Source organism: Achromobacter dolens, from assembly GCF_902859745.1.
GTDB classification, from domain to species: Bacteria; Pseudomonadota; Gammaproteobacteria; order Burkholderiales; family Burkholderiaceae_B; genus Achromobacter; species Achromobacter dolens.
Window position 1 is genome coordinate 1 of record NZ_CADIJW010000021.1, and the last position, 25200, is coordinate 25200.

Sequence of the window (25200 nt, forward strand, 5' to 3'; positions counted from 1 at the left end):
GCCCAGCGGCGCCGGCCACGACGCCGTCTACATGGCGCCCACCGGCCCCATCGGCATGATCTTCATCCCCTGCCTGAACGGACGCAGCCACTGCCCCGAGGAGTGGATCGAGCCGGCGCAGTTGCTGGACGGCACCCGCGTGCTGTACCAGACCGTGCTGGAACTGGATCGCAGGCTGCCCGGCTAGGGCTGCGATCCGGCCGCCCCGCGCAGGACGCCGCGCACGGCCGCGGCGGCCAGCGCCAGCGGCAGCGCGATATCCCACTGCGCCAGGAACAACTCAAAGGTCGCCTCCCAGCGCGCCCAGGTGGCGCCGAATACCTGTGGGTCCGGCGGCCCGAGGTAGATGGCGAGCAATGCGGCCACCGCGACTAGCCCGGCGCGTCCAAGCGCCGGGAGACGGCTGCGCGCCAATCGCTCCGCCAGCGCCAGGGCCGCCGTCGCGGCCAGCCCAGCGAATGCCGCGTGCAGGAAGAAATCGACGCGCTCGTACATATAGGGCGCCTCGGGAATTTCCAACCCATAGCTGCCCGTGCGCAATTTGGCGGTCAGGCAGGCGCCGAACAAAGACGCGGTAGCGAAGAACAACAGGAAATCGCACAGGCGCGACAGGAATCTGGACATGCGTGATAGTCGGGAGACGGCGGGCAGCCCACAGCATGCCACAGAGCCGCTCCGCGTCGCCCACGCATGCGCCGGCCGGGCTACATTACCCGGCATCCCGACCACCCGCGCCACCGCCATGTCCGCCCTCCGCCTGTTCTGCCTGCTTGCGCTGCTCTGCCTGCCGCCCGGTTTGGCGTCGGCCGCCACGCTCACGGACCAGCGTTATGGTCCGGACGCCGCGCAACTGGCCGACGTCTACTTGCCTGCCACGCCCGGCGCGCCGCTTGCCCCGATCCTGGTGCTGGTGCATGGCGGCTCCTGGTTGCACGGCGACAAGGCCGCACCCGATTTCATCCAGGGCAAGCTGGCGCGCTGGCTGCCGCTGGGCTTCGTGGTCGTCTCCGTCAATACCCGCCTGCTGCCCGACGCGGGGCCGCGGGAACAGGCCGAGGACCTGGGGCTGGCCATGGCCTGGGCCCAGCGCCAGGCCGCCGGCTGGCGGGCCGATCCGGCGCGCATCCTGATCATGGGCCATTCCTCGGGCGGCCACCTGCAGGCCCTGCTGGCGGCCGACGCCCCGCTACGCGAGCGCACCGGCGCCCGGCCCTGGTTGGCCAACATCATCCTGGACGGCACGCCCTTCGATCTGCCGGGCATCATGGCCGCCGAGCACGCGCCGTTCTATGACAAGGCATTCGGCAACGATCCGGCCTATTGGCGCGCCGCCTCGCCCGCCGCGCAACTGAGCGGCCCCAACCCGCCGACGCTGCTGGTCTGCTCGTCGTTGCGGCCGCACTCATGCCAGCGTTCGCGCGACTACGCGCAACGGTTGAGCGAGCACGGCGGCCAGGCGCAGGTGCTGCCGGTGGCGCGCAATCACGGGCAAATCAATACCGATGTCGGCGGCGACAACGAACAGACCCGGGCGATCATCGCATTCATCGATGCGCAATTGCGGCGCCAGCCCGCCCGCGCGGACACCCATGGACAATAGACGGGCAAACCCGCAACGCTGGCGCATCGGCGCCTGGCTGGCCTTGGGCGACGGCGTGCTGCTGGCCGGCGGCGCGGCGCTGTGCGCGCTGCCGCTGCTGGCCTGGGCGCTGCTGCCGGGCGCGGCCGCCCTGGCGGGCGTGGCGCTCACGCTGCCCGCGCTAGTGTCCGGCGTCATCATGCTCAGGACGCCGTTCAGCGCCGCCCCCGACACCAGCGAGGAAGGCCTGCCGCTGCGGCGTGACGACGCGCCCGGCCTGTTCGAAGCGCTCGACGGCATCCGCGACGCGATGGCCGCGCCGCCGCTGGATGCGATCTATCTCGACGGCGAATTCAACGCCGCCATCCGCCAACACCGCAGGCTGGGCGGCAAGACCCGCAACGTCCTGTGGCTGGGGCTGCCGCTGCTCGACATGCTGTCGCCATCGGCCTGCCGCGCCATCCTGGCGCATGAATACGCCCACATCGCGCAACGTCATGGCCGCTACGCCAGCCGCGTGTATTTCGCGCGCCTGCAATGGCAGGAAGTCGCCCGCCGGCTGGACCGGCGCCGGCGCCTCTCCAGCGCGCCGCTGCGGCTGTTCGTGGCCTGGTACGTGCCGCGCTTCCTGGCGGTCAGCCTGGACTTCGCCCGGCAGTGCGAAGTCCAGGCCGATGCCGAAGCCGCGCGCGTCTGCGGCCAGCCCGCCATGGCCGAGGCGCTGTCGGCCATGGCGCTGCAATGGCGGGCGTTGCGCGACGCCTGGCCGGCGCTGCTCGCCGCCAGCGATCCGCCGCGACCCTACGCGGCGTTGGCGGCGCGGGACGCGCTGGCCGCGCCTGCCGACGAAGCCGAAGCCCGCGTCTGGCTGCACGCCGCCCTCTGCGCCACGACCGCCGACGGCGATACACACCCGTCACTGGCGGATCGCCTGGCCGCGCTGGCAGCCGATCCGGCCCGGCCGTTGCCGTGGCGCCGCGCCGCCCCCACCGCCGCGCAGGCCTGGTTGTCCGGCCAGCGCGCGTCCCTGGCGGCCCGGCTCGACGCGTGCTGCGCGGCGCAATCGGCTGACGAGGCCGCGCAGGTCCGCCAGGAGCGGGAAGCGCTCACCGCCCAGTACCACGACCTGCTGCGCAAACGCCGCATCCGCGCCTTGTCGGCCGACGAGACCGCGCGCTGCGCCTGGTTGCGGGGCACCCTGGACGACGACGTCGCGGGCGCCACCCTGCTGGCCGAAGACGGCCTGCGGCTGGCGCCCGGCCACCCCGCCCTGCTGGCCCAATTGGCGCGCTGCCGCCAGCGCGAGGGGCATCCACGGGAAGCCGCGGACCTCTGGCTTCGCGTCGCGGACCACCCCGGCCCGGAACAACTGCCCAGCCTGCGCCACCTCAGCCTGGCGGCCCTGCGCGCGGGCGACCACGCACTGGCCGAGGACTACCGCCGCCAGGCCGACGCCCTGCAGCAATCCCTCTCGCGCGCCGACGCGACGGACGGTTACGATCCGCACGACCTGTCGCCCGCCGAGCTCGGCAAGCTGGCCGACACGCTCGACCCCTTGCTGCGCATCGCCACCGGCGCCTGGTTGCTGCGTCCCGCGGGCGGCGGCCGCTATCAGTTGCTGGTGCTGGCGCGCGACGCCGCCCTGCTGCGCCTCATCGGCCGCCTCACCGGCGAACCCAGTTACCTGCGGCGCGATTGCGAACAACTGCTGGGCCGGCTGCTGCCGCGCCTGCGCCTGGACGTGGAGGCCGACATCATGGCCGCCGGCGATCCCCGGCTCGCCTGGTGCGTCGAGCAGGCGCGCGTGCGCCGCCCTGCCTGACGGTCGCCTGACACGCCGCGCGCCGTGCAACTTTCCGCCCGGCGCGCGGTCGATCCACCACACCACGCCCTCCGGCAGGCCGGCGGCCACCACCGCCCCCCCGGGCAGGCGGGTGAATGGCAACCCGCCCGACCGGGCAAAGGCACCCGCAATGCGTTCTCTTTCTTTCTCCTTCCGTGGCGGCGCCCTGCCCGCCGTCGCGCGCTGGCGCTACCTCGCCTGCCTGCCGCTGATCCTGCTGGGCGCCCAGGCGCTGGCCGCGCCGCGCCAGTGCGAACCGGCGCCGCCCGGCCCGCGCGACCTCGAAGGCACCGGCTACTACACCGACGCCGCCCACTCGAAGATCGACCCGGCGCTGCAGGCCCGCAACCAGGCCCAGACCAAGCCGCTGAACGATTACGCCCGCCGCATTGCCGACCTGTCCGACGCCTACCTGGCCCATGGCGACACCGCCGCCGGCCAATGCGCGCTGGCGTGGCTGGCAGCCTGGGCCAAGGACGACGCCATGCTCGGCCGCATGATCCACGGCAACAACGACCAGGCCGACTACCTGCGCGAATGGACCCACGGCGCGGCGGCCATGGCCTATCTCAAGACCCTGCCGCTGGCCACGCCGGCGCAGCGCGGCCTCATCGCCTCCTGGCTCGAACAGCTATCGCGCGCCAACCTCGCCTACTGGGACGATCCCCGGCACAAGCGCAACAACCACTATTACTGGACCGGCGTCGGCGTCATGGCGACCGCCCTCGCCACCCGCGATGCCGGCCTGCTGCGCAGCGCGCAGGCGATCTACCGCAAGGGCATCGACGACATCCAGGCCGACGGCAGCCTGCCCATGGAAATGGCGCGCGGCGGCCGCGCGCTGCACTATCACGACTATGCCGCCGCGCCCTTGGTGACAATGGCCGAGCTGGCCTTTGAAGACGGCCAGGACTGGTATGGCTACCGCGACGGCGCGCTTGGCCGGCTGGCGCGGCGCGTGGCCGAGGGCTACCGCGACAGCGCCTGGTTCGCGCGTCAGGCCGGGGTGGCGCAGCAGGACCGGCAGCCGCATGGATTCACGGGCTGGGTCGAGTTCTACCGCCGCCATGCGCCGCAAGCGCACGTCTTCGACGCCCTGCACGCAGCCGGGCCGTACGACGAGCCCCGCCTGGGCGGCGACCTGACGCTGATGGCGACCCACGGCATCCTGCCCCGCTCGTGACGCCGGCGCACCGCCCGGACGGGCCGCGCCAGGCGTAAACTGAACCGTGACGACAAGCTGTATGCGGCCGCCGAGGGGCAGCCGCCGGAGATCGCCATGCAAACCACCGCCACTCGCACACTCGCCCTGCTGGCCGCCCTGCTGATACTGGGCGGCTGTTCCTCGCTGGGTCCCGGCGGCCCGCCGCATCCGGGCGCGGTCAATCCCTACAGCAGCGGCGGTTTCCACGACGCCGGCCCGAACTACCCGGACACCGGCCCCTGAACGCCCTGGCCGGCGTCCACCGCGGCCACTCCCCGCACTTTCGCCAGCGCGATGCGCCACGACACGTGTCTGGCGCCGCCCCGGCGCGCCTTGAAGCGCCGGTTCGCTCCGCAGACGCCAATGCGCCCCAGGGCGCTTGCGCCAAGATCGGACGGAAGGTAAATTGTTGACAATCAATCGCCTCGAACGGGCTTTAATCGGTTTTTCACTGGAAAAATCATCAGATTGTTGACACAATGAGCAAAGTGCTGACGCTGCCCGGCGCCGCCTCCGGCGATAGCGAGACCCTGGCGGAACACATCTTCCGCAAGATCCAGTCCGCCATCGTCAAGGGCGAGATCGCCCCCGGCAGCAAGATTTCCGAACCGGAACTGGCTCGCATCCACGGCGTCAGCCGCGGCCCGCTGCGCGAGGCCCTGCACCGGCTCGAAGGCCAACGGCTGCTGGTGCGCGTGCCGCACGCCGGCGCCCGCGTGGTGTCGCTCAGCCCGCAGGAACTGGCCGAACTCTACGAAATCCGCGAATCGCTCGAAGGCATGGCCTGCCGCCTGGCGGCCGAGCGCATGGCGCCGGCCGAAGTCGAGCAGGTGCGCCAGGTGCTGCACGCCCACGAAAAGGACGAGGCCTTCCAGGCCGGCACCGGCTATTACCAGCAGGAGGGCGACTACGATTTCCACTACCGCATCGTCAAGGGCAGCGGCAACCAGATGCTGTTCCGCATGCTGTGCGACGAGCTCTACCAACTGGCGCGGATGTACCGTATCCAGTACTCGACCACTCCCAACCGCCCGCGGCAGTCGTATGCCGAGCATCACCGCATTCTGGACGCCATCGCCGACCGCGATGGCGAGCTGGCTGAACTCCTGATGCGCCGCCACATCCGCGCATCCCGTCTCAACATTGAAAAACAGATCGCTCAGGGCAACCTGAAGCGCACCGAGGCATGAACAAATCCTATCGCAAGCCCCTGCAAGGCACCCGCCTGGACTATTTCGACGCGCGCGCCGCCGTGGACGCCATCGCCCCCGGCGCCTACGACCGCCTGCCCTACACCTCGCGCGTGCACGCCGAGAACCTGGTGCGCCGCTGCGATCCGGCGCTGCTGACCGACGCGCTCAAGCAGTTGATCGAACGCCGCCGCGACCTGGACTTCCCGTGGTATCCGGCGCGCGTGGTCTGTCATGACATCCTCGGCCAGACCGCGCTGGTCGACCTGGCCGGCCTGCGCGACGCCATCGCCGACAAGGGCGGCGACCCCGCCAAGGTCAACCCGGTGGTGCCGGTGCAACTGATCGTCGACCACTCGCTGGCGGTGGAATACGGCGGCAACGATCCCGACGCCTTCGCCAAGAACCGCGCGGTGGAAGACCGCCGCAACGAAGACCGCTTCCACTTCATCGACTGGACCAAGCAGGCCTTCCGCAACATCGAAGTGGTGCCCCCGGGCAACGGCATCATGCACCAGATCAATCTGGAACGGATGTCGCCGGTGATCTACACGCAGGATGGCGTGGCCTTCCCCGACACGCTGGTCGGCACCGACAGCCACACCCCGCACGTGGACGCGCTGGGCGTCATCGCCATCGGCGTGGGCGGCCTGGAAGCCGAGAACGTGATGCTGGGCCGCGCCTCGTGGATGCGCCTGCCCGACATCATCGGCGTCGAACTGACCGGCCGCGCCGGCCCCGGCATCACCGCCACCGACGTGGTGCTGACGCTGACCGAATTCCTGCGCAAGGAAAAAGTCGTGGGCGCCTACCTGGAGTTCCACGGCGAAGGCGCCGCCAGCCTGACGCTGGGCGACCGCGCCACCATCTCCAACATGGCGCCCGAATACGGCGCCACCGCCGCGATGTTCGCCATCGATCAGCAGACCATCGACTACCTGCGCCTGACCGGCCGCGAGGACGAGCAGATCGCGCTGGTGGAAACCTACGCCAAGACCGCCGGCCTGTGGGCCGACAGCCTCAAGACGGCCGAGTACGAGCGCGTGCTGCGCTTTGACCTGTCGACCGTGGTGCGCACCCTGGCCGGCCCGTCCAACCCGCACCGCCGCCTGCCGGTTTCCGACCTGGCCGAGCGCGGCATCGCCGGCACGGTCGAGAACCAGCCGGGCCTGATGCCCGACGGCGCCGTCATCATCGCCGCCATCACCAGTTGCACCAACACCAGCAATCCGCGCAACGTCATCGCCGCCGGCCTGCTGGCGCGCAACGCCAACCGCGCCGGCCTGACGCGCAAGCCGTGGGTCAAGAGCTCGCTGGCGCCCGGCTCCAAGGCCGTGGCCCTGTACCTGGACGAAGCCGGCCTGACCGAAGACCTGGAGAAACTCGGCTTCGGCGTCGTGGCGTTTGCCTGTACCACCTGCAACGGCATGTCGGGCGCGCTCGACCCCGTGATCCAGCAGGAGATCATCGACCGCGACCTCTACGCCACCGCCGTGCTGTCCGGCAACCGCAATTTCGACGGCCGCATCCACCCCTACGCCAAGCAGGCCTTCCTGGCCTCGCCGCCGCTGGTGGTGGCCTACGCCATCGCCGGCACCATCCGCTTCGACATCGAGCGCGACGTGCTGGGCACCGACGCCAGCGGCCGCGAGATCCGCCTGAAGGACATCTGGCCGAGCGACGAAGAGATCGACGCCATGGTCAAGGCCGCCGTCAAGCCGGAACAGTTCCGCAAGGTCTACGCGCCCATGTTCGGCCTGCGCAACGAACGCGACGCCGCGGTCGAGCCGCTGTACGCGTGGCGCCCGCAGAGCACCTATATCCGCCGTCCGCCGTACTGGGAAGGCGCGCTGGCCGGCGAGCGCACGCTGCGCGGCATGCGTCCCCTGGCCGTGCTCGGCGACAACATCACCACCGACCACCTGTCGCCGTCCAACGCCATCCTGATGGACAGCGCCGCCGGCGAATACCTGCACAAGATGGGCCTGCCGGAAGAGGACTTCAACTCCTACGCCACCCACCGCGGCGACCACCTGACCGCGCAGCGCGCCACCTTCGCCAATCCCAAGCTGTTCAACGAGATGGTGAAGGACGCCGACGGCAACGTGAAGCAGGGCTCGCTGGCCCGCGTCGAACCGGAAGGCAAGGAAATGCGCATGTGGGAAGCCATCGAGACCTACATGGACCGCAAGCAGCCGCTGATCATCGTGGCCGGCGCCGACTACGGCCAGGGCTCGTCGCGCGACTGGGCCGCCAAGGGCGTGCGCCTGGCCGGCGTCGAAGCCATCGCCGCCGAAGGCTTCGAGCGCATCCACCGCACCAACCTCATCGGCATGGGCGTGCTGCCGCTGGAATTCAAGCCGGGCGTGAACCGCAAGACGCTGGGCCTGGACGGCACCGAGACCTACGACGTGGTGGGCGAGCGCAAGCCGCGCGCCGACCTGACGCTGGTGATCCACCGCCGCGACGGCGAGACCCTGGAAGTGCCGATGACCTGTCGCCTCGACACCGCCGAGGAAGTGTCCATCTACGAAGCCGGCGGCGTGCTGCAACGCTTCGCGCAGGACTTCCTGGAAGCGGAATCGGCCGCCGGTTCGGCCAAGAAGGCCAGCTGACACCCTACAGCATGGCGGGCGCCGCGGCGCCCGCCTTCCCCACCCAAGACATCAGGACTGCCCCATGGCCCATGCCCCCCAGATCAAGATTCCCGCCACCTACATGCGCGGTGGCACCAGCAAAGGCGTGTTCTTCAAGCTCGACGACCTGCCCGAATCCGCCCGCGTGCCGGGCCCGGCCCGCGACGCGCTGTTGATGCGCGTGATCGGCAGCCCCGACCCCTACGGCAAGCAGATCGACGGCATGGGCGCGGCCACCTCCAGCACCAGCAAGACCGTCATCATCGGCAAGAGCAGCCGCCCCGAACATGACGTCGACTACCTGTTCGGCCAGGTCTCGATCGACCAGGCCTTCGTCGACTGGAGCGGCAACTGCGGCAACCTGTCGGCCGCCGTCGGCCCCTTCGCCATCACCAATGGCCTGGTGGACCCGGCCCGCGTGCCGCGCAACGGCATCGCCGTGGTGCGCATCTGGCAGGCCAACATCCAGAAGACCATCATCGCCCACGTGCCGATCACCGACGGCGCGGTGCAGGAAACCGGCGACTTCGAACTGGACGGCGTGACCTTCCCGGCCGCCGAGCTGCAACTGGAATTCATGAACCCGGCCGAGGAAGGCGACGGCGGCTCGATGTTCCCCACCGGCAATCTGGTGGACGACCTGGAAGTGCCCGGCGTGGGCACCTTCAAGGCCACCATGATCAACTCCGGCATCCCCACCATCTTCCTGGACGCCGAGGCGCTGGGCTACACCGGCACCGAGCTGCAGGACGACATCAACGGCGACGCCGCCGCCCTGGCGCGCTTCGAGACCATCCGCGCCCACGGCGCGCTGCGCATGGGCCTGATCCAGAAACTGGAAGAAGCCGCCGCGCGCCAGCACACGCCCAAGGTGGCCTTCGTGGCCCGCCCCAGGGCCTATACATCCTCCAGCGGCAAGCAGATCGGCGCCGGCGACATCGACGTGCTGGTGCGCGCCCTGTCCATGGGCAAGCTGCACCACGCCATGATGGGCACCGCCTCGGTCGCCATCGCCACCGCCGCGGCCGTGCCGGGCACGCTGGTCAACCTGGCGGCCGGCGGCGGCCAGCGCGACCAGGTCAACTTCGGCCACCCCTCGGGCACGCTGCGCGTCGGCGCCCAGGCCCAGCTGATCGACGGCGAATGGACCGTCACCAAGGCCATCATGAGCCGCAGCGCGCGCGTGCTGATGGAAGGCCGGGTGCACGTGCCGCCCACCGGGTTCTGAAACGACCGCCGCCGACCGGGTCCCGAGGTACCCGTCGCCGACGGGCATCCGAGGCCCCGCCGCCGACGGGCGCGGGCTGCGGTATTCTCTGCCGCAGCCCCTTCCCTTATCGACGGAACCGTCCATGGCACACCCCGGCGCCCCACGCCGATTCAAGCGCATCCTGGCCGTCTCGGCCCTGCTGCTGTCCGCCAGCGCCGCGGCCGCCCCGATCCTGATGCAACCGCTGCCCGGCGCCCCCTACACGCCGGGCCGCTACTACCTGATTCCCCAACCCTATGCGCAGGTCAAGGCCGACATCGAGCAAGGCCTTGCCGGCAAGGACCTGGGCGGCTTCGACGGCCGCGACGACAGCGGACCGCTGTCGGCCATGGAGTTCTACTGGGCCGAGATCGGCGCCCGCCATCTGCCCGCGCTGAAACAGGCGCTGGAACAGCAGGCCAGCCAGGCCGCGGACCCGGTCCTGGCCAAGGCGCTGGCGGCCGGCGCCGTCAGCCCGCAGGAGCGCGACGCGTTCCGCGCGGCCATCGCGAGCCAGCCCGACTACGCCCAGGAACACATCAAGTCGCTGCCGTTCTTCTCGCAACCGGTGGCGCGCTGGTCTTTCCAGCGCGAACGCGGCAAAGCGCGCCGCACGCAGGCCGACTACGGCACCGTCATGGATCTCTCCGGCGTGACCGGCCGCGAGGCGCTGACGCTGGTCTGGCACGGCGGCGCCGACACCACCGTCACGCGCCATTTCCGCCTGACAAGCTGCATGGTCGGCGTGACCTGTTTTCCCGACCCGCATTTCGACTACGACAGGCAACGCATCGAGCACACCGACGCCGCGCTCGACCGTTACCTTGACGGTTTGGCGCAACGCCTGCAGGCCCTGCCCGAGGCCGATGCCGACCGCGTGATGCAGGCTTACTTCGATGCGTACGCGCGCGGCCGCGCCACCGCCACCGCGTCGGCCGCGCCCTCCGTGGCGGCGGCCACGCTGCCGGAGACGAGCGTGTCCGGCATCCGCCTTCCCGCCGACGAATCCGACCTGCGACGCTACGACAATGACAGATGGCGCCTGCTGGCGCTGCCCGACGGCAGCCTGCTCGCTTCCGGCGCGGCGACGCAGCGCTTCGTGCCGCGCACCACGACCGCCGCCGCCGAGGGCGCGCCGCGGTCCGGCCAGAACACGGTAACCGCCGTCGACCGCGAGGCCGCCGCGGGCTTTGGCCTGGCGGGCGCGCTCAAGATCACCGCCGACGGCCAGGTCTGGGCGCAAGGCCTGCGCGAGGACGGCGCCCGCACGCTGCTGGCATGGCGCGCCGGCCAGCGCGGCGTGGTCGTCCACCCGCTGGGCGCCCGCTTTCCGGACCGCTACATTGACGACTGGACCCTGCCCGCCGCCGGCGGCGTGGCGCTGCGCGTCGGCGACGAGCTGTACACCGTGACGCCGCAAGGGCGCTGGAGCCAACGGTCCTGGAACGGCGCGCTGCGCCGCGACGCCGTCGACACCCTGGAGCATGCCCTGCCCTGGGTGCCGAGCGACGCCATCCAGTTCGGCGACGGCCTGTTCTGGGCCGCCGACCGCGACGGCTACGGCATCGATCCCGGTGGCGCCCGCGTGGTCGCCAGCTTCCCGACCGCCACCCCCAAGCTGTTGTTCGGCAGCCGTCGCGGGGAATGGGCCCTGGCCGTGGCGGAAACACCCGATGGGCGGCGCCTGCGTGCCATCGACCTGCGCACGGGCCTGGCCCGCTTCGACCTGGAAACCCCCGCCGTGTACTACACCTCGGCGGCGGCGCGCAGCGCCCACGGCCGCCTATTGGCGGTCAGCGGCGCCGACAGCACGGTGATTGTCCTGGACATGACGCAGGGCCGGCTGCTGGCCAACCTGCGCGTGCCCAAGGAATACAGCGTCAGCGCGCTGGCCTTCTCGTGGGCGGGAGACCGGCTGTGGATCTACGCCCGGCCGGTGGGCAACAACGACGTGGCGCAACTGATCGCCTGGGATGCGCCGGCCGGAGCGATCGACCCCGCGCGGGGCCGCGACCTGCCCGACCAGATCCGCTGCGACTACTCGATGGCGTGCCGCTGACCCCGGCCGGCGCGGCGCGCCGCCCGGCATCGCGCGGCCGGGCGGCCGCTTACTGGGCCTTGTCCTTCGGCGCGCTGGCCACCAGCGCGTCAAAATCCTTGTCCAGCGCGGCCAGCGAATCGGCGATGTGGGCGCGGCGTTCCTTGATCCACTTGTCCTGCGAGGCCAGTTGCTCGCGCGCCTCCTTGACCATGCGCTCCATTTCCGCCGGCTGAGGGCCGCCACTGGTGGCGCGGTTCTTGACGATGGCGACCGGGTCCAGCGTCGAACGGAACTCGGCCTCGCTCATCGGCAGTTCGTTCGGGTACTTGGAACCCTTCATCGCCTCGGCGTAGATGCGGCGCGCCTGGTCATACGGGAAGTCCAGCGGCTTGATGTTGTTGGTCTTGGCGTAGCTCACCACCTCGGAGGCGAAGTGGTGGCCGTCGCGGAACGGCAGCTTGTACTTGCGCATCAGCACGTCGGCCAGTTCCTGCGAAGCGGTCCAGTCGCTGTTCAGTTCCTCCAGCGCGCGGTCCGGGCTGATCACCATGGCCTTGAGCACGCGGTCCCAGCGCTTGAGCGCGGAGATGCCGGCGTCGACCATGGCCGAGTTCTGCTTGACGTCCTTGGGGTCGCTCATGCCTGGCGTGATGTTGTGCGTCTGGATCACCGGCCCCATGGCCAGCGTCACCGCCGTCGACGCGTCGCTGCGGGTGTCGTTGAGCAGGCCCGGATTGCGCTTTTGCGGCATGGCGCTGGACACGTAGGTGTTGCCGCCGCCCTCTTCCAGCAGGATCCAGGGCCGCGACTGGGCATACTGCGTCATCACGTCCTCGACGAAGTTGCCGGTGCGCAGCGCGATGCTGGTGACGATCGACGCCACTTCCACCGGCTGGTCCATTGACGAGATCTGCGAGGCGTCATAGGCGTTGTCCACCAACGCGGTGAAGCCCAGGTACTGCGCCATGCGCTTGCGGTCCAGCGGCCAACTGGTGCCGTTGAGCACGGTGGTGCCCATGGGCGAGCGGTCGATGCGCGCGTAGGCTTCGCGGATGCGCTGCGCATCGCGCGCCAGGCCGGCGGCCTGTCCCAGCAGGTAGTGGCCATAGCTGTTCGGCTGGGCCGCCACGCCGTTGGTGTAGTTGGGCACAATGGTGGCGCTGTGCTTGGCGGCCAGCTCCACCAGCGTGGTCGACGTGGCATTGAGCTGGTCCGCCAGTTCCAGCAGCTTGTCGCGCAGGATGGCGCTGCGGTAGGTGGCGTGCATGTCCTGGCTGGAACGGCCGGCATGCAGCAGCGTCACGTCCTCGCCCGCGGCCTTGATCAGCAGCGGCTCGAAGGTGATGACGCTGGCCGGCCGCTTGGCGCCCGGCTGGTTGCCGTCATTGATCACCTTGGCCACGCCCGCCGCCAGGCGCGGCGCCATGGCCTTGTCGAGCAGCCCCTGGTCGGTATTGATCACGGCCGTGGCCTTGTTGATCTCGCCCAGCCAGAAGAAGGGATCGTGCGGCGGCTTGGCAGCGGGTGCCTGCTGGGCGGAGGCGGCGTGGGCGCCGAGGGACAAAACGAGGGCTGCGCCCAGGGCGGGCAGGAAATGTCTCATGGTGTTCTCGTTATGAGGGGGAAATCAAACCCTTGTATCAAACACCATTTTTGCGCCCCGTGTGCCACAAAATGCAATCCGCCATGCAACGGGCCGGGCGCGACCGCCCACGCCCGCGGGTTGACCCCTATGCCTGGCGGCCAGTCGAATGCTATGCCGCCGACGCTGGCACCGCCCAGCGCAACACGAAGCGCGCCCCGCCCATCGGGCTGTCCGTGACACTGATGGCGCCACGGTGCCCGACCGCGACGCGCTGCGCGATCGCCAGCCCCAGCCCGGCGCCGCCGGTGCCGCGATCGCGGCTTTCATCCAGCCGGATGAAGGGTTCGAAAATCCGTTCGCGATCGGCCACCGGAATGCCCGGTCCGTCGTCGTCCACGATCAGCTCGAAATGCCCCGCCGACGTGTGCGTCAGCGCGACTTCGACGCGGCCCCGCGCATAGCGCACCGCGTTCTGCACCAGGTTCAGCAGGGCCCGGCTCATATAGCGCGGATGCAGGCACACGTGCGGGGGATGGCCGTCCGCCACGACGCAGCGCACATTGCGCGCCTCGGCCTGGTGCGCCACCTGGGCCAGGGCCTCGCCCAGCCAGTCGCGCGTGTCCACGGTTTCCAACCGCACGGCCTCTTCGGTGGGCCGTTCCAGCCGCGCGTACACCAACAGCTCCGCCACCATGCTCTCCAGCTCCGAAATGTCCGCGCGCATGTCGCGCAAGACCGGTTGATGCGCTGGCGGCAGGCCGCCGCGCCCCAGTTGGTCCACCTCGAACGACAGCCGCGCCAGCGGCGTGCGCAGCTCATGCGAGACGGCGTTGGTCAGGCTGCGCTGATTCTCGATCAACGCGGCAATGCGCTCGGCCATGTGATTGAAACTCTCGCCGACGTGACGGATCCCGGCGACGCGCGACAGGCGCACGCGCATGCTCAGTTCCCCGTGCCCCATGCGCAGCGCGGCATTGCGCAGCGCGTCCATGTCGCGCCACATCGGCAACGCCCACAGCGCCAGCAGGCCGATCGCCACCACGATCCCCAGGCACAGCCAGACGGACAGGGCGACCACGGTGTCGAACACGTTGGGCAGGCGCAACTCCAGCCACTGCGCGGGCTCGCCCGGCAACGGCAGCAGGTGGGTGTCGAAATCGTCGCGCATCACGACGCCCATGGTCTGCCATTGCTCGCGCTCATCCTCGGTCAGGTGGACCTGATGCGCTTGCAGCAAGCGCATCGCGATGCCGTAATGCGGCTGCACCTGGTCGCGCAGCACGTCTTCGCGCCGCGCCGGCGGCACCGCGTCCAACCGCTCATGCAACTCGTAGAACTGGCCCCGCAGCGATTGGAAGGCAACCTCTTCGACCATCGGCTTGAGCAGCGCCCCCAGCCCCTTGTCCACGAACAGATAGGCCAGCCCCAGGCTGATCAGCACCACGACAACGACACGAATGAGAAATCTGAGCATCAGTAGCCTTCGGGCCGGCGGCGGGCGCGTCCGCGCAGCGAGGGCGGGCGGAGAGGGATGATGGAAACGCGCGGACGGCCGCAATGGCGGATCGCGCGGGCCGCGGCGGATGCGCGCCCCGGGATGATAGAAAACAAGCCGGCGGCCGTTCCGCCGCCTTTTGTGTGGGATTTGTGAAAAAAAGTGAAACGCCGGCGGGCCGCGGCGCCGCTAGCCGTCGCGGCGATCGACCCGCGCGGCCATGCCGCGGATCAGGCGGCCCTGTCGGGCGCGGCGCCCGCCATGCCCCGTCACCCCAGGTATTCGACGTTGCCGCACACCGAAATGCTCTGGCCGCTGATCATCGCGCCCTCGTCCGAGCACAGGAACGCGACCTGATTGGCGATATCCTCGGGCTGCGTCATCCTGCGCAGCGACACCTTCTCCACCAGTTGCGCGCGCATGACATCGTTGCTGACGCCGCCGGCCGCCGCGCGCGCGGCGATGATGCGCTCGACCCGCTCGCCCGCCACCACGCCGGGCAGCACCGAATTGACGCGGATGCCGGACGGTCCCAGCTCCATCGCCCAGGTCTGCGTCAGCCCCGCCAATCCGAACTTGCTGGCGCTGTAGGGGCTGCGCAGCGAAAAGCCCAGGCGCCCCGCGACCGACGAGATATTGATGATCGCCCCGCCGCCCGCCTCGCGCAGCAGCGGCACCGCGCTGCGCGCGCACAGGAACGTGCCGGTCAGGTTGACGTCGAGCGTGGCGCGCCACGCCGCCAGGTCCGTCTCCTCCAGCCGGCTGGTGGGGCCCGACACGCCAGCGTTGTTCACCAGCGCATCGAGCCGGCCCCAGCGCGCGGCCAGGTCCGTGAACATCGCCAGCACCTGGGCCTCATCGGATACATCCGTGACGCTGCCGCTCAGGCCCGGATGCGCCCGCACGGCGGCCTGCACCGCCTCTGCCGCCACATCACAGATATGCACCTGCGCCCCCGACGCCAGGAACTTGCGCGCGATCGCCAGCCCGATTCCCCCGGCGCCCGCGGTGACCAGGACCCGCTTGCCTTGCAACGATTCGATCATCAGGCTTCGTCCTTTGAAAAATGCCGCATCGGTCTCACAGCGCGAATGCCGGCCGCACGCCGCCCCGCAGCGGCAGGCCCATGATCTCGCGCGCCTCGGCGGGCGTCGCGGGCTCCATGTCCAGCTCGCGGATGATGCGCACGATGCGCTCGGTCAGTTGCACGTTGGTCGCCAGCTCGCCATGGCGGTAATACAGGTTGTCCTCCAGCCCGACCCGCGCATGCCCGCCCAGCAGCAGCGCGCTGATGTTGGCTTCGAGCTGCGACGGTCCGATGCCGCTGACGCAGAAGATGCTGTTCCTGGGAAGCAGGTCCACCATCATCTGCAAATGGCGCGGCGAGAACGGCATCGCGTTCTGGAAGTTGCGGTGCACATTCATCACCAGGTTGATGAAATGCGGCTCCTCGTCCAGCCCTTCGTTGATCAACGTGGTCGCGTCCTGCAGGATATGGGTCGGGCTGAACACCTCCCACTCCGGCTTGATGCCGCGCGCCTTCATGCCGGCCGCCAGTTCGCGGGCGCGGGACAAGGGCGTGTTCATCAGGTATTCGCGGTCGCCGAAGGCCAGGTTCAGCGTGGTGGCGTCCAGCGTGCACATCTCGGCGCCGGCGTCCATGCCCTTGAGCCGCTCTTCCCACAGGATCTCCCAGGTGCCCGGCGTGGTTTCCCTGACCATGTCGCCGTGCACGCCGCCGCCCGTGGAATTGTTCAGCACGATGTCGCAGCGCTCACGGATGCGCTGGTTCATGTCGCGGTAGATGGCCGCGTCGCAGGTGGCCTGGTCGTCGGGACGGCGCGCATGCAGCGCGACCACGCTGGCCCCGGCGTTGTAGCAGCGGTAGACGTCCTCGGCGATCTCGGCCGGCTGGGTCGGCAGATGCGGGTTCTGGCTCTTGAACGCCATGCCCCCGGTGGGAGCAATGGTCACGATCACTTTGCGTTTTGCCATGGCGATTCTCTTATTTCCAAAGGGCGCAGCGGGTCTCGGCCTTGGTGGTGAAGGCCTCGTTGCCATCGATGGTCTGGACCACCTTGAAGTAGTCCCAGGGCGCCTTCGATTCCTCGGGCGTCTTGACCTGCAGCAGATACATGTCGTGCACCACGCGGCCATCCGGACGCACCACGCCGTTCTTGATGTACACGTCGTCGAGCTTGTTCTCGCGCAGATACGCCAGCACCTTGTCGGCATCGTCCGTGCCCGTCGCCTTGACCGCGCGCAGGTACTGGATGGCCGCCGAATAGTCGGCCGCCTGCAGCGACGACGGCATGGCGTTGCGGCGCTCGTAGAACTTCCGCGCCCAGGCCCGCGTCTCGTCCGACGCGTTCCAGTACCAACTGTCGGTCAGGTACATGCCCTTGGCCGTCTCCAGGCCCATGGCGTGGATGTCGTTGATGAACATGATCATGCCGGCCAGCCGCATCGTCTTGGTCAGGCCGAATTCGTTGGCCGCCTTGATCGCATTGGTGGCGTCCGCGCCGGCATTGGCCAGCGCCAGGATCTCGGCCTTGCTGGCCTGCGCCTGCAACAGGAACGACGAGAAATCGCTGGTCGACAGCGGATGCTTGACCGACCCGACCACCTTGCCGCCGCCCGCCTCGACCACCTTGGTGGTATCGGCCTGCAACGCATGACCAAAGGCATAGTCCGCCGTCAGGATGTACCAGCTCTTGCCGCCCGCCTTCACCACCGCCGCGCCCGTGCCGCGCGCCTGCGCCACGGTGTCGTAGGCATAGTTCAGCGTGTATGGGGTGCACTGCTCGTTGGTCAGGGCCGGCGCGCCCGCGCCCACCACGATGATCGGCTTCTTCTTGTCGGCGGCCACCTTCGACATGGCCAGCGCCGTGCTCGAATTGGTGCCGCCGATCAGCATGTCCAGGCCGCGCTGGTCGAACCATTCGCGCGCCTTGGCCGAGGCAATGTCCGCCTTGTTCTGGTGGTCCGCCGTCAGCAGCTCGATCTTCTTGCCATTGATCTCGCCGCCCATCTCCTCGATGGCCATCTTGATGGCTTCTGCCCCGCCCGGGCCGTCCGGCCCAGAATAGACGCCCGACATGTCGGTGATGAAGCCGATCCGGATCACGTCGTCGGAAATCTGCGCCCGGGCCGCGCCCGCGTGCAGCAGCGCGCCGGCGATGGCGCCGGCCAGGACAGCGCGCGAAAACCTGCGTGGCATTGACAACATACCTGTCTCCTCTTATGGTTTTTTGGCTCTGGGGCCCCGAATATTCTCGGACTGGCCCCGCCAGCGAACAGTCATCATGTTGACAAAGCGCCCTAGGGTTTACCTGGGCGCCCTCACCACGGCGGAACGGGGACAACCATGCGCGCACCGGCAGCCGGAACCGGCCATGAACCTGCCAGCCCGAAGCGGCGAGCCAAGCAAGACCCGGTGGACCGGATGCTGGCCGTCGTGCCCTGGTACAACGGCCTGCCGCGCCTGGAACGCGACGTGGTCCGGGCCGAGCTGCGGGTGGTGTCATTGCAGGCGGGCGAACGCCTGTTCCGCGAGGGTTCGAAATCGCTGGGCTGGTATGGCGTGGTGGACGGCCTGGTGAAATGGTCGTCGCGCGGCTCGGACGGTCGGTCGCTGTCGCTGGCCGGCTTCAGCACCGGCAGTTGGTTCGGCGAGGCCACCATGATCCGCCGCGAGCCGTTCGAATACGAAGTGGTGGCGCTGCGCCCGAGCCAGGTCGTGATCCTGCCGCGCGACACCTGCGAGCGCCTGTGGAACAACAATATCGCGTTCACCAAGGCGCTGATGACCCACCTGGCGCAGCGCGTCAATTGGCTGATGGCCTGCTATACCGGCAACGTGCTGCTGGACGTGGACACCACGGTGGCCCGCGCCGTCGCCGCGCAGTTGAACGCCGAGCAGCATTCCGGCACCAACGGCCGCCTCAAGATCTCGCAGGAAGAGATCGCCGGCCTGTGCGGCGTGTCGCGCCAGCGCTGCAACGCCGCGCTGACGAAGCTGGCGCGGGCGGGGGTGCTGCGCACGCATTATGGCGGCATGACGATCCTGGATCGGGAGGCCCTGTACCGGCACGCGAAGCTCAACCGCGAGCCTGCTGATCACCCGGCCGACATGCCCGCATAGCCCGCCGGTCGACCCGGGCGGTCAACGCCACGCGTTTCTGCCGTTCACCGTTTCCACGGTTCACCTGTCCGCCGTTCACCTGTCCGCGGTATCTTCTCGCCTTCCATTGCTGCCCATCCCGCGCCCCATGATCCCCACCCCGACGGCCCCGGCCGGTCCCCTGCTCACGCCCCGCCTGTCGCTGCGGCAAGCGACTCGCCAACATGCCCCGGCCCTGCTGGCGTACCACCTTGCCAACCGGGCCCACCTGCGGCCCTGGGAGCCCGCCCGGTCCGACGCGTTCTACACCGCCGCGTCGACCGAAGAACGGCTGGCCGCGATGGAAACGAGTGCCGCCGCCGGGCAGGCGGTGCACCTGCTGCTGTTCGACAGGACCGACGACAGCCTGGTCGGCACCTGCAACTTCACCAATATCGTGCGGGGGGCCTTCCAGGCCTGCCATCTGGGCTTCTCTGTCGCGCAAGACCGCGAAGGCCAGGGCCTGATGCGGGAATGCCTCCTCGCGGCGACCCATTTCATGTTTGCCGAGCACGGGCTGCATCGCATCATGGCGAACCATCGCCCCGAGAACACGCGCAGCGCGCGCCTGCTGAGCAGCCTGGGGTTCGAGCGCGAAGGAACGGCTCGGGCCTATCTGAAAATCGACGGAAGCTGGGCGGACCACGTGCTGACGTCGCTGATCAATCCCGCCGACGCCTGACCGGCCGTCACGACGCGCCGCGTCCCGGGCAAGGCCGCGTCTACGCGGCTTGCCGCGTGGTGGCGCGGTTGCGGCGCAGTTCCACCACCTGCTCCGCCCCCGCCGCGCGGGCACGCAACTGGCCGCAGCCGCCGTCCACATCCTGCCCGGCGCTGTTCCTGATCTTGGTCAGCACGCCGCGGCGATGCAGCGTGCGCACGATCTCGCGAATGCGTTCGGCCTCGGGCCGCTGGTAGTCGTCGCCTTCCATGCTGTTGAACGGGATCACGTTGAGCACGCCGAACTTGCCCTTGAGCAGGCGCGGGATGGCGTCGAGTTCGTCGTCGCCGTCATTGACCCCCTTGATCAGCGTCCACTGATACTGGATCGGGTAGCCGGTATCACGGGCGTAGCGCTCGCCCATTTCCACCAGATCCCGCGGCGCGATCTTCGGCGCGCGCGGCAGCAGGTGCTCGCGCAGCTCTGCACGGGTCGTATGCAGCGACAATGCCAGGGCCGGCTTGACCGCCTGTCGCGGCAGCGCGTCGAACACGCGCGGATCGCCCACGGTGGAGAACACCAGGTTCTTGTGGCCGATATTGCCTTCGGTGCCCAGCAGGTTGATGGCTTCCAGCACGTTGTCCAGGTTGTGCGCCGGTTCGCCCATGCCCATGAAGACCACTTTCTTCACCGCGCGCAGCCGCCGCGCCAGCACCACCTGCGCCAGGATCTCCATGCTGGCCACCTGGCGGATCAGGCCGCTCTTGCCGGTCATGCAGAACCGGCAGCCGACCGCACAGCCGACCTGGGTGGACACGCACAGCCCGTCTCGCGGCAGCAGCACGCTTTCCACCATCTGGCCGTCGGCCAGGTCGACCAGCAGCCGCGAGCCATCGTGGCCGGCATGCTCGGAACGGACACGGGCCAGGCCGTCCAGCTCCGCCGCCAGGGCGGGCAGCGCCTCGCGCAGCGCCAGCGGCAGATAGTTGTCGAAGCGCCGCCGCCATATGTCGCTGTCGAACGCCTGACCGGTCAGCCAGGCGCGCAGGACCCGCCCGCGATGGGCGGGCTGGGCGCCTAGGGCGGCGAGACGTTGGTGGAAATCGGCGTAGCGCATGGGGAGCGGATTTTAGCGCGCCCGGCGGGGGGCGCCCGGCAAGCTCGATGCCGGGCAGGGCGAGCCGGACAGGCCCGATCTACCCGGCGATGGCCTGGGCCAGTTTCTGGATGGACAGCGGCGCGCAGCCCTCGGCGTCATTGCTGACCGTGACGTAGGCCGGCTGGCCCGCGCCCGTAATGCCGCGGATCGTGCGCGCCAGCGCCGCGCGCGTGGGAAGATCCTCGCTGAGCAGGGCATTGAACGGATCATGCTTCTTCTGCGCGTCGGCATAACCGTATGCGCCGAACACGCGGTTCAGGTTCCAGCGGCAGACCAGCGGCCCCGGCCAGAGCGCGCGCAGCATCGGCAGTTGCGCGTCGATCGGCGGCATCTTGCCATGCAGCCCCAGGCAGAACGTGGCCCCATGCGCCTTGAGCGTGTCGACCAGCGCCTGACCCAGCAGTTCCGGGTCGCGCACTTCCACGGCGACGATCACGGCATCATGCGCGGACAATGCCTCCCGCACGGCGGCCAGCATGCGCCCCAGTTTCTCGAACAGCGATGCCGAGCGGCTCAACATGCCCAGAGGCAACGGACTCAGTTGGAACACCAGCACGCCGAGCTTGGCCCCCAGGCCTTCGAGCGCCGGGCGCACGAATTCCTGGACAGCCACCGACGGATCGAGGAAAAGCGGATTGGCCTGCCGCGTCCTGCCTGCTTCGCCACGCACCTGGGCGTCGGTAACGCTGGCGGGGCATTTGACGACGAAACGGAAATCCTCATCGACCTGCCCCGCATAAGCGGCGTACTGGCTCGCCGTCAACGGCTGCCAGAACGTGCGGTCCACGCAGACCGTGCGCAAAAGCGGATGCTGGTGGTAGGCGCCCAGGCCGTGCCTGGACAGTGTGCTCGAATCGTATTCGCCGTCCCAGACCAGCCCTTCCCAGCCGGGATACGACCAGGTGGAGACGCCAAAGCGCAACTGGGCGGGCAACTGCCGGGCGAGCGCGCGCCATTCCTGCCCCGCGGGCGCGGGAAGCACTTTGGCCATGCCCCGGAGGGCGGAAAGCTCGGGGATGTCAGGAGGCGTTGCCTGCCGCGGGGCCTCGGCCGGAGGAACGGGCAGCGCGTCGCCGAAAAGATCTTCTTGCATTACTTGTCATTCTGGCGCGGGTGATGGGCTATAGGGTACTTGAATCACGCCGGGCACTTTGGATGTAATTATTTTGGCCATTCTTATCCAAAAAGAATGAAATATTTTCATTCCCATATTGCTGGAAAAGACGTAAGCACCTCCCTGACTCCCAGAAAACACCTCATAAATGCTAATATTTTGGCATCTAATATCTTAAATAGCTAAAATATTAGCCATGGCAAAAAAGACCGCCCCTCTCCTGCCAGGAACCAGCAAGCTCCTCGTCGAATTCGGTGAGCGGCTCAAGCTTGCGCGCCTGCGCCGCAAGTTGTCCGCCAAACAAGTCGCCGAGCGAGCGGGCATGTCTCCCATGACCCTGCGTTCCTTGGAGGCCGGCGGGTCGGGAGTCACGATCGGGGCTTACCTGTCCGTCATGCAAGTCCTGGGGCTGGCCGACGATCTCGCCAAGCTTGCGGGCGCCGACGAACTCGGCCGACAACTTCAGGACGCTCGCTTGATCAGGAATGCTTCTGTGCGTCGCCAACACAGGACCGCCCCGGAGACGGTCGGCCACCCGTCACCGAACGCCCGAGCGCCGGACAACGCCCCATCAACCCAGACCAATAGCGCGAAAACGAAGGTCCGCAAGCCGGCGGCTGCAACCGCGGGGAAGCCGGTGGAAGGCAAACCAGGGAAAAGCGTCGACATCGCGAGTACGGACAGCCTGGCCTCTTTGCTTCGGAAACCGAAACGTAAAGGGAATGCGCCGTCATGAGCATGATCGCCGTATATGCGGATTGGGATGGACTGCCCGGCCCCCAACGACTCGGCTTCTTGCACAGCCGCAAGACCCGGGCGACTGAGCGATTCGAATTCGAATATGACGAAGCCGCGCTCACATCCCCGCTTTTCCACGGGCTGCAATTGGACCCGGGCATTCAAGACTTCGGCGGACCACAGTACCCCGTCGCACCAAGAGACCAATTCGGGGTCTTCAAAGATTCCAGCCCCGACCGTTGGGGCCGCCTTTTGATGGATCGAAGATTCGAGCGTGACAAACGCCAAGGTCTGGCGCCGGCGGGGGCCCGTCTATACGAGTCGGATTACCTGCTTGGCGTGCATGATGTGTACCGCGTGGGCGCGCTGCGGTACCGACTCGAGGACACTGGAGATTTCCTCGACAATCGCATCAACCTTGCGGCCCCGCCGTTTACAGAAATCCGCGCGCTGGAGCAGGCCAGCCGTGCGCTTGAGCGAGACCCCGACAACGTCGCGGTCCGGGGACAGGACTGGCTGCGCATGCTCATCGCGCCAGGCGGCTCACTCGGCGGCGCCAGGCCCAAGGCGAGCGTCGTGGACGACGCCGGTCGTCTTTACATTGCCAAATTTCCGAGCACACGAGATACCCATGACGTCGGCGGATGGGAAATGGTGGTCAACGCCTTGGCCAGCGGTTGCGGCCTCAATGTCGCGGCGGCTCAAGCCCGGAAGTTTGCCAGCGATCATCACTGCTTCATTGTGCGCCGCTTCGATCGCACCGATGCGAGCCATCGCCTGCATTTCGCCTCTGCGATGACCCTGACTGGCCACAGCGATGGCGACGACGCCTCGACGGGGGCCAGTTACCTGGAACTGGCGGAGGCGCTCATGAACCAGGGCGCGCAACCCAATGAAGATCTGCGAGAACTATGGTCGCGAATCGTCTTCAACATCCTCGTATCCAACGCCGACGATCACCTTCGCAACCATGGCTTCATCCTGGTGCCGGGCCTGGGCTGGAAACTCTCCCCGGCGTACGACATGAACCCCGTCCCTTACGCCGACGGTCTCAAGCTGAACATTACCGAGGCGGATAATGCCCTGGACCTGGAATTGACTCGACAGATTGCCAGCTACTTCCGCCTGACCCTTCATGAAGCAGACGAAATCATCAACGATTTCCGGGACATTGTCGGCCAATGGCGAACCCTGGCCCAAAGACTGGGCCTATCCGCATGGGAACAGGACCGAATGGCAGAGGCCTTCCGCCTTGCCGCATGATGCGCGATTGACGCGGATGTCACGCCGCGCACACCCGCTGGCGCGGCGGCCCATGCGAGCATGGCACACGGCCCGTTGCGAGTCAGACAGGGAACTGGCGAATTGGAGCGGGTGAAGGGAATCGAACCCTCGTATGAAGCTTGGGAAGCTGCCGTTCTACCATTGAACTACACCCGCTCGGGTGTCGTGCCCCGGCGCAAGACCGGAGCAGAGGCAGGAATTATAGCCTGGGTTTTTCCGCCCCAGGCCACCGCCTTCAGTTCGCCGTGATCCCCGCCGCCTTCACCACCTTGCCCCAGCGGTCCAGCTCGGCCTGGGTGTAGTCGCCCAGCGCCTTCGGCCCCATGAATTCGGCCTCGGCGCCCTGCTCGGCCGCCTTCTGGCGGAAAGCGTCGGTCTGCATGATCTTCTGGATTTCACCGGCGATCTTGTCCACCACCGGCGCGGGCGTGTCCTTGGGCGCGTACATGGCGAACCAGGACGAGACGATCAGGTCGGGATAGCCGGCCTCGGCGGCGGTGGGCACGTCCGGCAGCGACGCCAGGCGCGTATTGCCGGTGACGGCCAGCGCGCGCAGCTTGCCGGCGGCGATCTGGCCCAGCAGCGGCGGCGGCGTGGTGATGGTCATGTCGACGGCGCCGCCCAGCAGGTCGTTCAGCGCCGGGCCGGTGCCCTTGTACGGGATGTGCGTGATCTGCGTGCCCGCCATCTGGTTGAGCAGTTCGGTGGCGACCTGCTGCAATGAACCATTGCCGGACGAGGCGTAATTGAGCTTGCCCGGATTCGCCTTGGCGTACGCGACCAGGTCTTTCAGCGACTTGATCGGCAGGTCCGGCCGCACCACCACGACCTGGGGCGCGGACAGCACATTGGCCACCGGCGCGAAATCCTTGATCGGATCCCAGCCGGAGGTCGGCGTGACGTGCGGGGTGATGACCTGGAAGCCCGAATACTGCAGCAACAGCGTGTAGCCGTCGGGCTTGGCGCGGGCCACCGCCTGCGCGGCGATGCCGCCGGAGGCGCCGGGCTTGTTCTCGACAACCACGCTCTGGCCGAGGGCGACGCCCAGGGGCTGGGCGATGAGTCGGGCGGCGATGTCGGTGGTGCCGCCGGGCGCGGCCGACACGATCAGCGTGACGGGACGATTGGGAAAATCCGCCTGGGCGTGGGCGGCGCCAGCGGCGGCCACGCCCAGCGCGATGGCGCAGGCGCGTAGAACGGGAACGAAACGGAAAGCGGTCATGCGGTTGTCTCCTTGCTGTTTTTGTATGAAGCGCCCCA

Annotated in this window: 22 protein-coding genes and 1 tRNA gene; 13 read left to right on the plus strand and 10 right to left on the minus strand. The window is 68.6% G+C overall.

Annotated features, from left to right (window positions below; genetic code table 11):
• The coding region (locus tag HV783_RS16020) for a M20/M25/M40 family metallo-hydrolase (protein WP_175189454.1) at nucleotides 1-187 on the plus strand (187 nt) is incomplete at its 5' end.
• Here HV783_RS16020 and HV783_RS16025 read toward each other — a convergent pair.
• Nucleotides 184-624, minus strand: a complete 441-nt coding sequence (locus HV783_RS16025; RefSeq protein ID WP_175189455.1) for a hypothetical protein — start codon at nucleotides 622-624, stop codon at nucleotides 184-186. The two genes, HV783_RS16020 and HV783_RS16025, sit on opposite strands and share 4 nt — an antisense overlap.
• A 118-nt stretch (nucleotides 625-742) precedes the next feature.
• On the opposite strand from HV783_RS16025, the gene HV783_RS16030 reads away from it, so the two are divergent.
• The 8 genes from HV783_RS16030 to HV783_RS16065 all read left to right on the plus strand — a co-directional run bounded on the left by HV783_RS16030 (nucleotide 743) and on the right by HV783_RS16065 (nucleotide 11760).
• The gene (locus HV783_RS16030; RefSeq protein ID WP_175189456.1) at nucleotides 743-1600 is read left to right on the plus strand and encodes an alpha/beta hydrolase; all 858 of its coding nucleotides are present in this window, start codon (nucleotides 743-745) and stop codon (nucleotides 1598-1600) included.
• A complete protein-coding gene (locus tag HV783_RS16035) occupies nucleotides 1590-3401 on the plus strand; it encodes a M48 family metallopeptidase (RefSeq protein WP_175189457.1) in 1812 nt (603 codons plus the stop codon). The genes HV783_RS16030 and HV783_RS16035 overlap by 11 nt, the downstream gene beginning before the upstream one ends.
• 151 nt (nucleotides 3402-3552) lie before the next feature.
• A complete protein-coding gene (locus HV783_RS16040) occupies nucleotides 3553-4605 on the plus strand; it encodes an alginate lyase family protein (protein WP_082401802.1) in 1053 nt (350 codons plus the stop codon).
• Nucleotides 4606-4701: 96 nt separating this feature from the next.
• Nucleotides 4702-4869, plus strand: a complete 168-nt coding sequence (locus HV783_RS16045) for a hypothetical protein (protein WP_116791614.1) — start codon at nucleotides 4702-4704, stop codon at nucleotides 4867-4869.
• A gap of 236 nt (nucleotides 4870-5105) precedes the next feature.
• Complete coding sequence (locus HV783_RS16050) at nucleotides 5106-5816, plus strand: GntR family transcriptional regulator (RefSeq protein WP_049076328.1); 711 nt, start codon at nucleotides 5106-5108, stop codon at nucleotides 5814-5816.
• A complete protein-coding gene (gene acnD, locus HV783_RS16055; RefSeq protein ID WP_175189458.1) occupies nucleotides 5813-8431 on the plus strand; it encodes a Fe/S-dependent 2-methylisocitrate dehydratase AcnD in 2619 nt (872 codons plus the stop codon). Before HV783_RS16050 ends, acnD begins: the two co-directional genes overlap by 4 nt.
• A 64-nt stretch (nucleotides 8432-8495) precedes the next feature.
• The gene (gene prpF, locus HV783_RS16060; protein WP_175189459.1) at nucleotides 8496-9680 is read left to right on the plus strand and encodes a 2-methylaconitate cis-trans isomerase PrpF; all 1185 of its coding nucleotides are present in this window, start codon (nucleotides 8496-8498) and stop codon (nucleotides 9678-9680) included.
• 124 nt (nucleotides 9681-9804) lie between these two features.
• On the plus strand, nucleotides 9805-11760 hold the full coding sequence (locus HV783_RS16065; RefSeq protein WP_175189460.1) for a WD40 repeat domain-containing protein: 1956 nt from the start codon (nucleotides 9805-9807) through the stop codon (nucleotides 11758-11760).
• Nucleotides 11761-11809: 49 nt separating this feature from the next.
• On the opposite strand, the gene HV783_RS16070 is transcribed toward HV783_RS16065, so the two are convergent.
• The 5 genes from HV783_RS16070 to HV783_RS16090 form a co-directional block, all read right to left on the minus strand.
• Nucleotides 11810-13345, minus strand: a complete 1536-nt coding sequence (locus HV783_RS16070; protein ID WP_175189461.1) for an argininosuccinate lyase — start codon at nucleotides 13343-13345, stop codon at nucleotides 11810-11812.
• A gap of 151 nt (nucleotides 13346-13496) precedes the next feature.
• The gene (locus HV783_RS16075; RefSeq protein ID WP_175189462.1) at nucleotides 13497-14801 is read right to left on the minus strand and encodes an ATP-binding protein; all 1305 of its coding nucleotides are present in this window, start codon (nucleotides 14799-14801) and stop codon (nucleotides 13497-13499) included.
• 290 nt (nucleotides 14802-15091) lie between these two features.
• Complete coding sequence (locus HV783_RS16080) at nucleotides 15092-15868, minus strand: SDR family oxidoreductase (RefSeq protein WP_064524775.1); 777 nt, start codon at nucleotides 15866-15868, stop codon at nucleotides 15092-15094.
• Between the two features lie 34 nt (nucleotides 15869-15902).
• Entirely contained in the window at nucleotides 15903-16817 is a 915-nt protein-coding gene (locus HV783_RS16085; protein WP_049076344.1) for a beta-keto acid cleavage family enzyme, read from the minus strand.
• Nucleotides 16818-16827: 10 nt separating this feature from the next.
• Nucleotides 16828-18051 carry an ABC transporter substrate-binding protein gene (locus HV783_RS16090; protein WP_100507583.1) on the minus strand — a complete coding sequence of 408 codons (1224 nt, stop codon included), beginning with the start codon at nucleotides 18049-18051 and terminating at the stop codon, nucleotides 16828-16830.
• Nucleotides 18052-18189: 138 nt separating this feature from the next.
• Between HV783_RS16090 and HV783_RS16095 the strand changes: the two genes are divergently transcribed.
• Together HV783_RS16095 and HV783_RS16100 are read left to right on the plus strand one after the other, a co-directional pair.
• Nucleotides 18190-18966, plus strand: a complete 777-nt coding sequence (locus tag HV783_RS16095; protein WP_231132931.1) for a Crp/Fnr family transcriptional regulator — start codon at nucleotides 18190-18192, stop codon at nucleotides 18964-18966.
• Nucleotides 18967-19093: 127 nt separating this feature from the next.
• The gene (locus HV783_RS16100) at nucleotides 19094-19666 is read left to right on the plus strand and encodes a GNAT family N-acetyltransferase (protein WP_175189463.1); all 573 of its coding nucleotides are present in this window, start codon (nucleotides 19094-19096) and stop codon (nucleotides 19664-19666) included.
• Nucleotides 19667-19706: 40 nt separating this feature from the next.
• Here HV783_RS16100 and HV783_RS16105 read toward each other — a convergent pair whose 3' ends face one another.
• A complete protein-coding gene (locus HV783_RS16105) occupies nucleotides 19707-20762 on the minus strand; it encodes an RNA methyltransferase (protein WP_175189464.1) in 1056 nt (351 codons plus the stop codon).
• 79 nt (nucleotides 20763-20841) lie between these two features.
• On the minus strand, nucleotides 20842-21897 hold the full coding sequence (locus HV783_RS16110; RefSeq protein ID WP_175189465.1) for a DUF72 domain-containing protein: 1056 nt from the start codon (nucleotides 21895-21897) through the stop codon (nucleotides 20842-20844).
• Between the two features lie 217 nt (nucleotides 21898-22114).
• Here HV783_RS16110 and HV783_RS29500 point away from each other — a divergent pair, with 217 nt between their 5' ends.
• Nucleotides 22115-22654, plus strand: a complete 540-nt coding sequence (locus HV783_RS29500) for a helix-turn-helix domain-containing protein (RefSeq protein WP_175189466.1) — start codon at nucleotides 22115-22117, stop codon at nucleotides 22652-22654.
• The gene (locus HV783_RS16120; protein WP_175189467.1) at nucleotides 22651-23919 is read left to right on the plus strand and encodes a type II toxin-antitoxin system HipA family toxin; all 1269 of its coding nucleotides are present in this window, start codon (nucleotides 22651-22653) and stop codon (nucleotides 23917-23919) included. The genes HV783_RS29500 and HV783_RS16120 overlap by 4 nt, the downstream gene beginning before the upstream one ends.
• 103 nt (nucleotides 23920-24022) lie before the next feature.
• On the opposite strand, the gene HV783_RS16125 is transcribed toward HV783_RS16120, so the two are convergent.
• Nucleotides 24023-24096: transfer RNA gene (locus tag HV783_RS16125), tRNA-Gly, on the minus strand.
• Nucleotides 24097-24175: 79 nt separating this feature from the next.
• Nucleotides 24176-25162, minus strand: a complete 987-nt coding sequence (locus HV783_RS16130; protein ID WP_064524789.1) for a Bug family tripartite tricarboxylate transporter substrate binding protein — start codon at nucleotides 25160-25162, stop codon at nucleotides 24176-24178.
• Nucleotides 25163-25200: the final 38 nt, after the last annotated feature.

Bases quoted from the DNA above. Each gene is read 5' to 3' on its own strand.
- acnD (WP_175189458.1), top strand. From the start codon at position 5,813: ATGAACAAATCCTATCGCAAGCCCCTGCAAGGCACCCGCCTGGACTAT.
- HV783_RS16030 (WP_175189456.1), top strand. From the start codon at position 743: ATGTCCGCCCTCCGCCTGTTCTGCCTGCTTGCGCTGCTCTGCCTGCCG.
- HV783_RS16105 (WP_175189464.1), bottom strand. From the start codon at position 20,762: ATGCGCTACGCCGATTTCCACCAACGTCTCGCCGCCCTAGGCGCCCAG.
- HV783_RS16075 (WP_175189462.1), bottom strand. From the start codon at position 14,801: ATGCTCAGATTTCTCATTCGTGTCGTTGTCGTGGTGCTGATCAGCCTG.
- HV783_RS16085 (WP_049076344.1), bottom strand. From the start codon at position 16,817: ATGGCAAAACGCAAAGTGATCGTGACCATTGCTCCCACCGGGGGCATG.
- HV783_RS16050 (WP_049076328.1), top strand. From the start codon at position 5,106: ATGAGCAAAGTGCTGACGCTGCCCGGCGCCGCCTCCGGCGATAGCGAG.
- HV783_RS16110 (WP_175189465.1), bottom strand. From the start codon at position 21,897: ATGCAAGAAGATCTTTTCGGCGACGCGCTGCCCGTTCCTCCGGCCGAG.
- HV783_RS29500 (WP_175189466.1), top strand. From the start codon at position 22,115: ATGGCAAAAAAGACCGCCCCTCTCCTGCCAGGAACCAGCAAGCTCCTC.
- HV783_RS16080 (WP_064524775.1), bottom strand. From the start codon at position 15,868: ATGATCGAATCGTTGCAAGGCAAGCGGGTCCTGGTCACCGCGGGCGCC.
- HV783_RS16090 (WP_100507583.1), bottom strand. From the start codon at position 18,051: ATGTTGTCAATGCCACGCAGGTTTTCGCGCGCTGTCCTGGCCGGCGCC.
- HV783_RS16065 (WP_175189460.1), top strand. From the start codon at position 9,805: ATGGCACACCCCGGCGCCCCACGCCGATTCAAGCGCATCCTGGCCGTC.
- prpF (WP_175189459.1), top strand. From the start codon at position 8,496: ATGGCCCATGCCCCCCAGATCAAGATTCCCGCCACCTACATGCGCGGT.
- HV783_RS16040 (WP_082401802.1), top strand. From the start codon at position 3,553: ATGCGTTCTCTTTCTTTCTCCTTCCGTGGCGGCGCCCTGCCCGCCGTC.
- HV783_RS16095 (WP_231132931.1), top strand. From the start codon at position 18,190: ATGCGCGCACCGGCAGCCGGAACCGGCCATGAACCTGCCAGCCCGAAG.
- HV783_RS16045 (WP_116791614.1), top strand. From the start codon at position 4,702: ATGCAAACCACCGCCACTCGCACACTCGCCCTGCTGGCCGCCCTGCTG.
- HV783_RS16070 (WP_175189461.1), bottom strand. From the start codon at position 13,345: ATGAGACATTTCCTGCCCGCCCTGGGCGCAGCCCTCGTTTTGTCCCTC.
- HV783_RS16025 (WP_175189455.1), bottom strand. From the start codon at position 624: ATGTCCAGATTCCTGTCGCGCCTGTGCGATTTCCTGTTGTTCTTCGCT.
- HV783_RS16035 (WP_175189457.1), top strand. From the start codon at position 1,590: ATGGACAATAGACGGGCAAACCCGCAACGCTGGCGCATCGGCGCCTGG.
- HV783_RS16100 (WP_175189463.1), top strand. From the start codon at position 19,094: ATGATCCCCACCCCGACGGCCCCGGCCGGTCCCCTGCTCACGCCCCGC.
- HV783_RS16130 (WP_064524789.1), bottom strand. From the start codon at position 25,162: ATGACCGCTTTCCGTTTCGTTCCCGTTCTACGCGCCTGCGCCATCGCG.
- HV783_RS16120 (WP_175189467.1), top strand. From the start codon at position 22,651: ATGAGCATGATCGCCGTATATGCGGATTGGGATGGACTGCCCGGCCCC.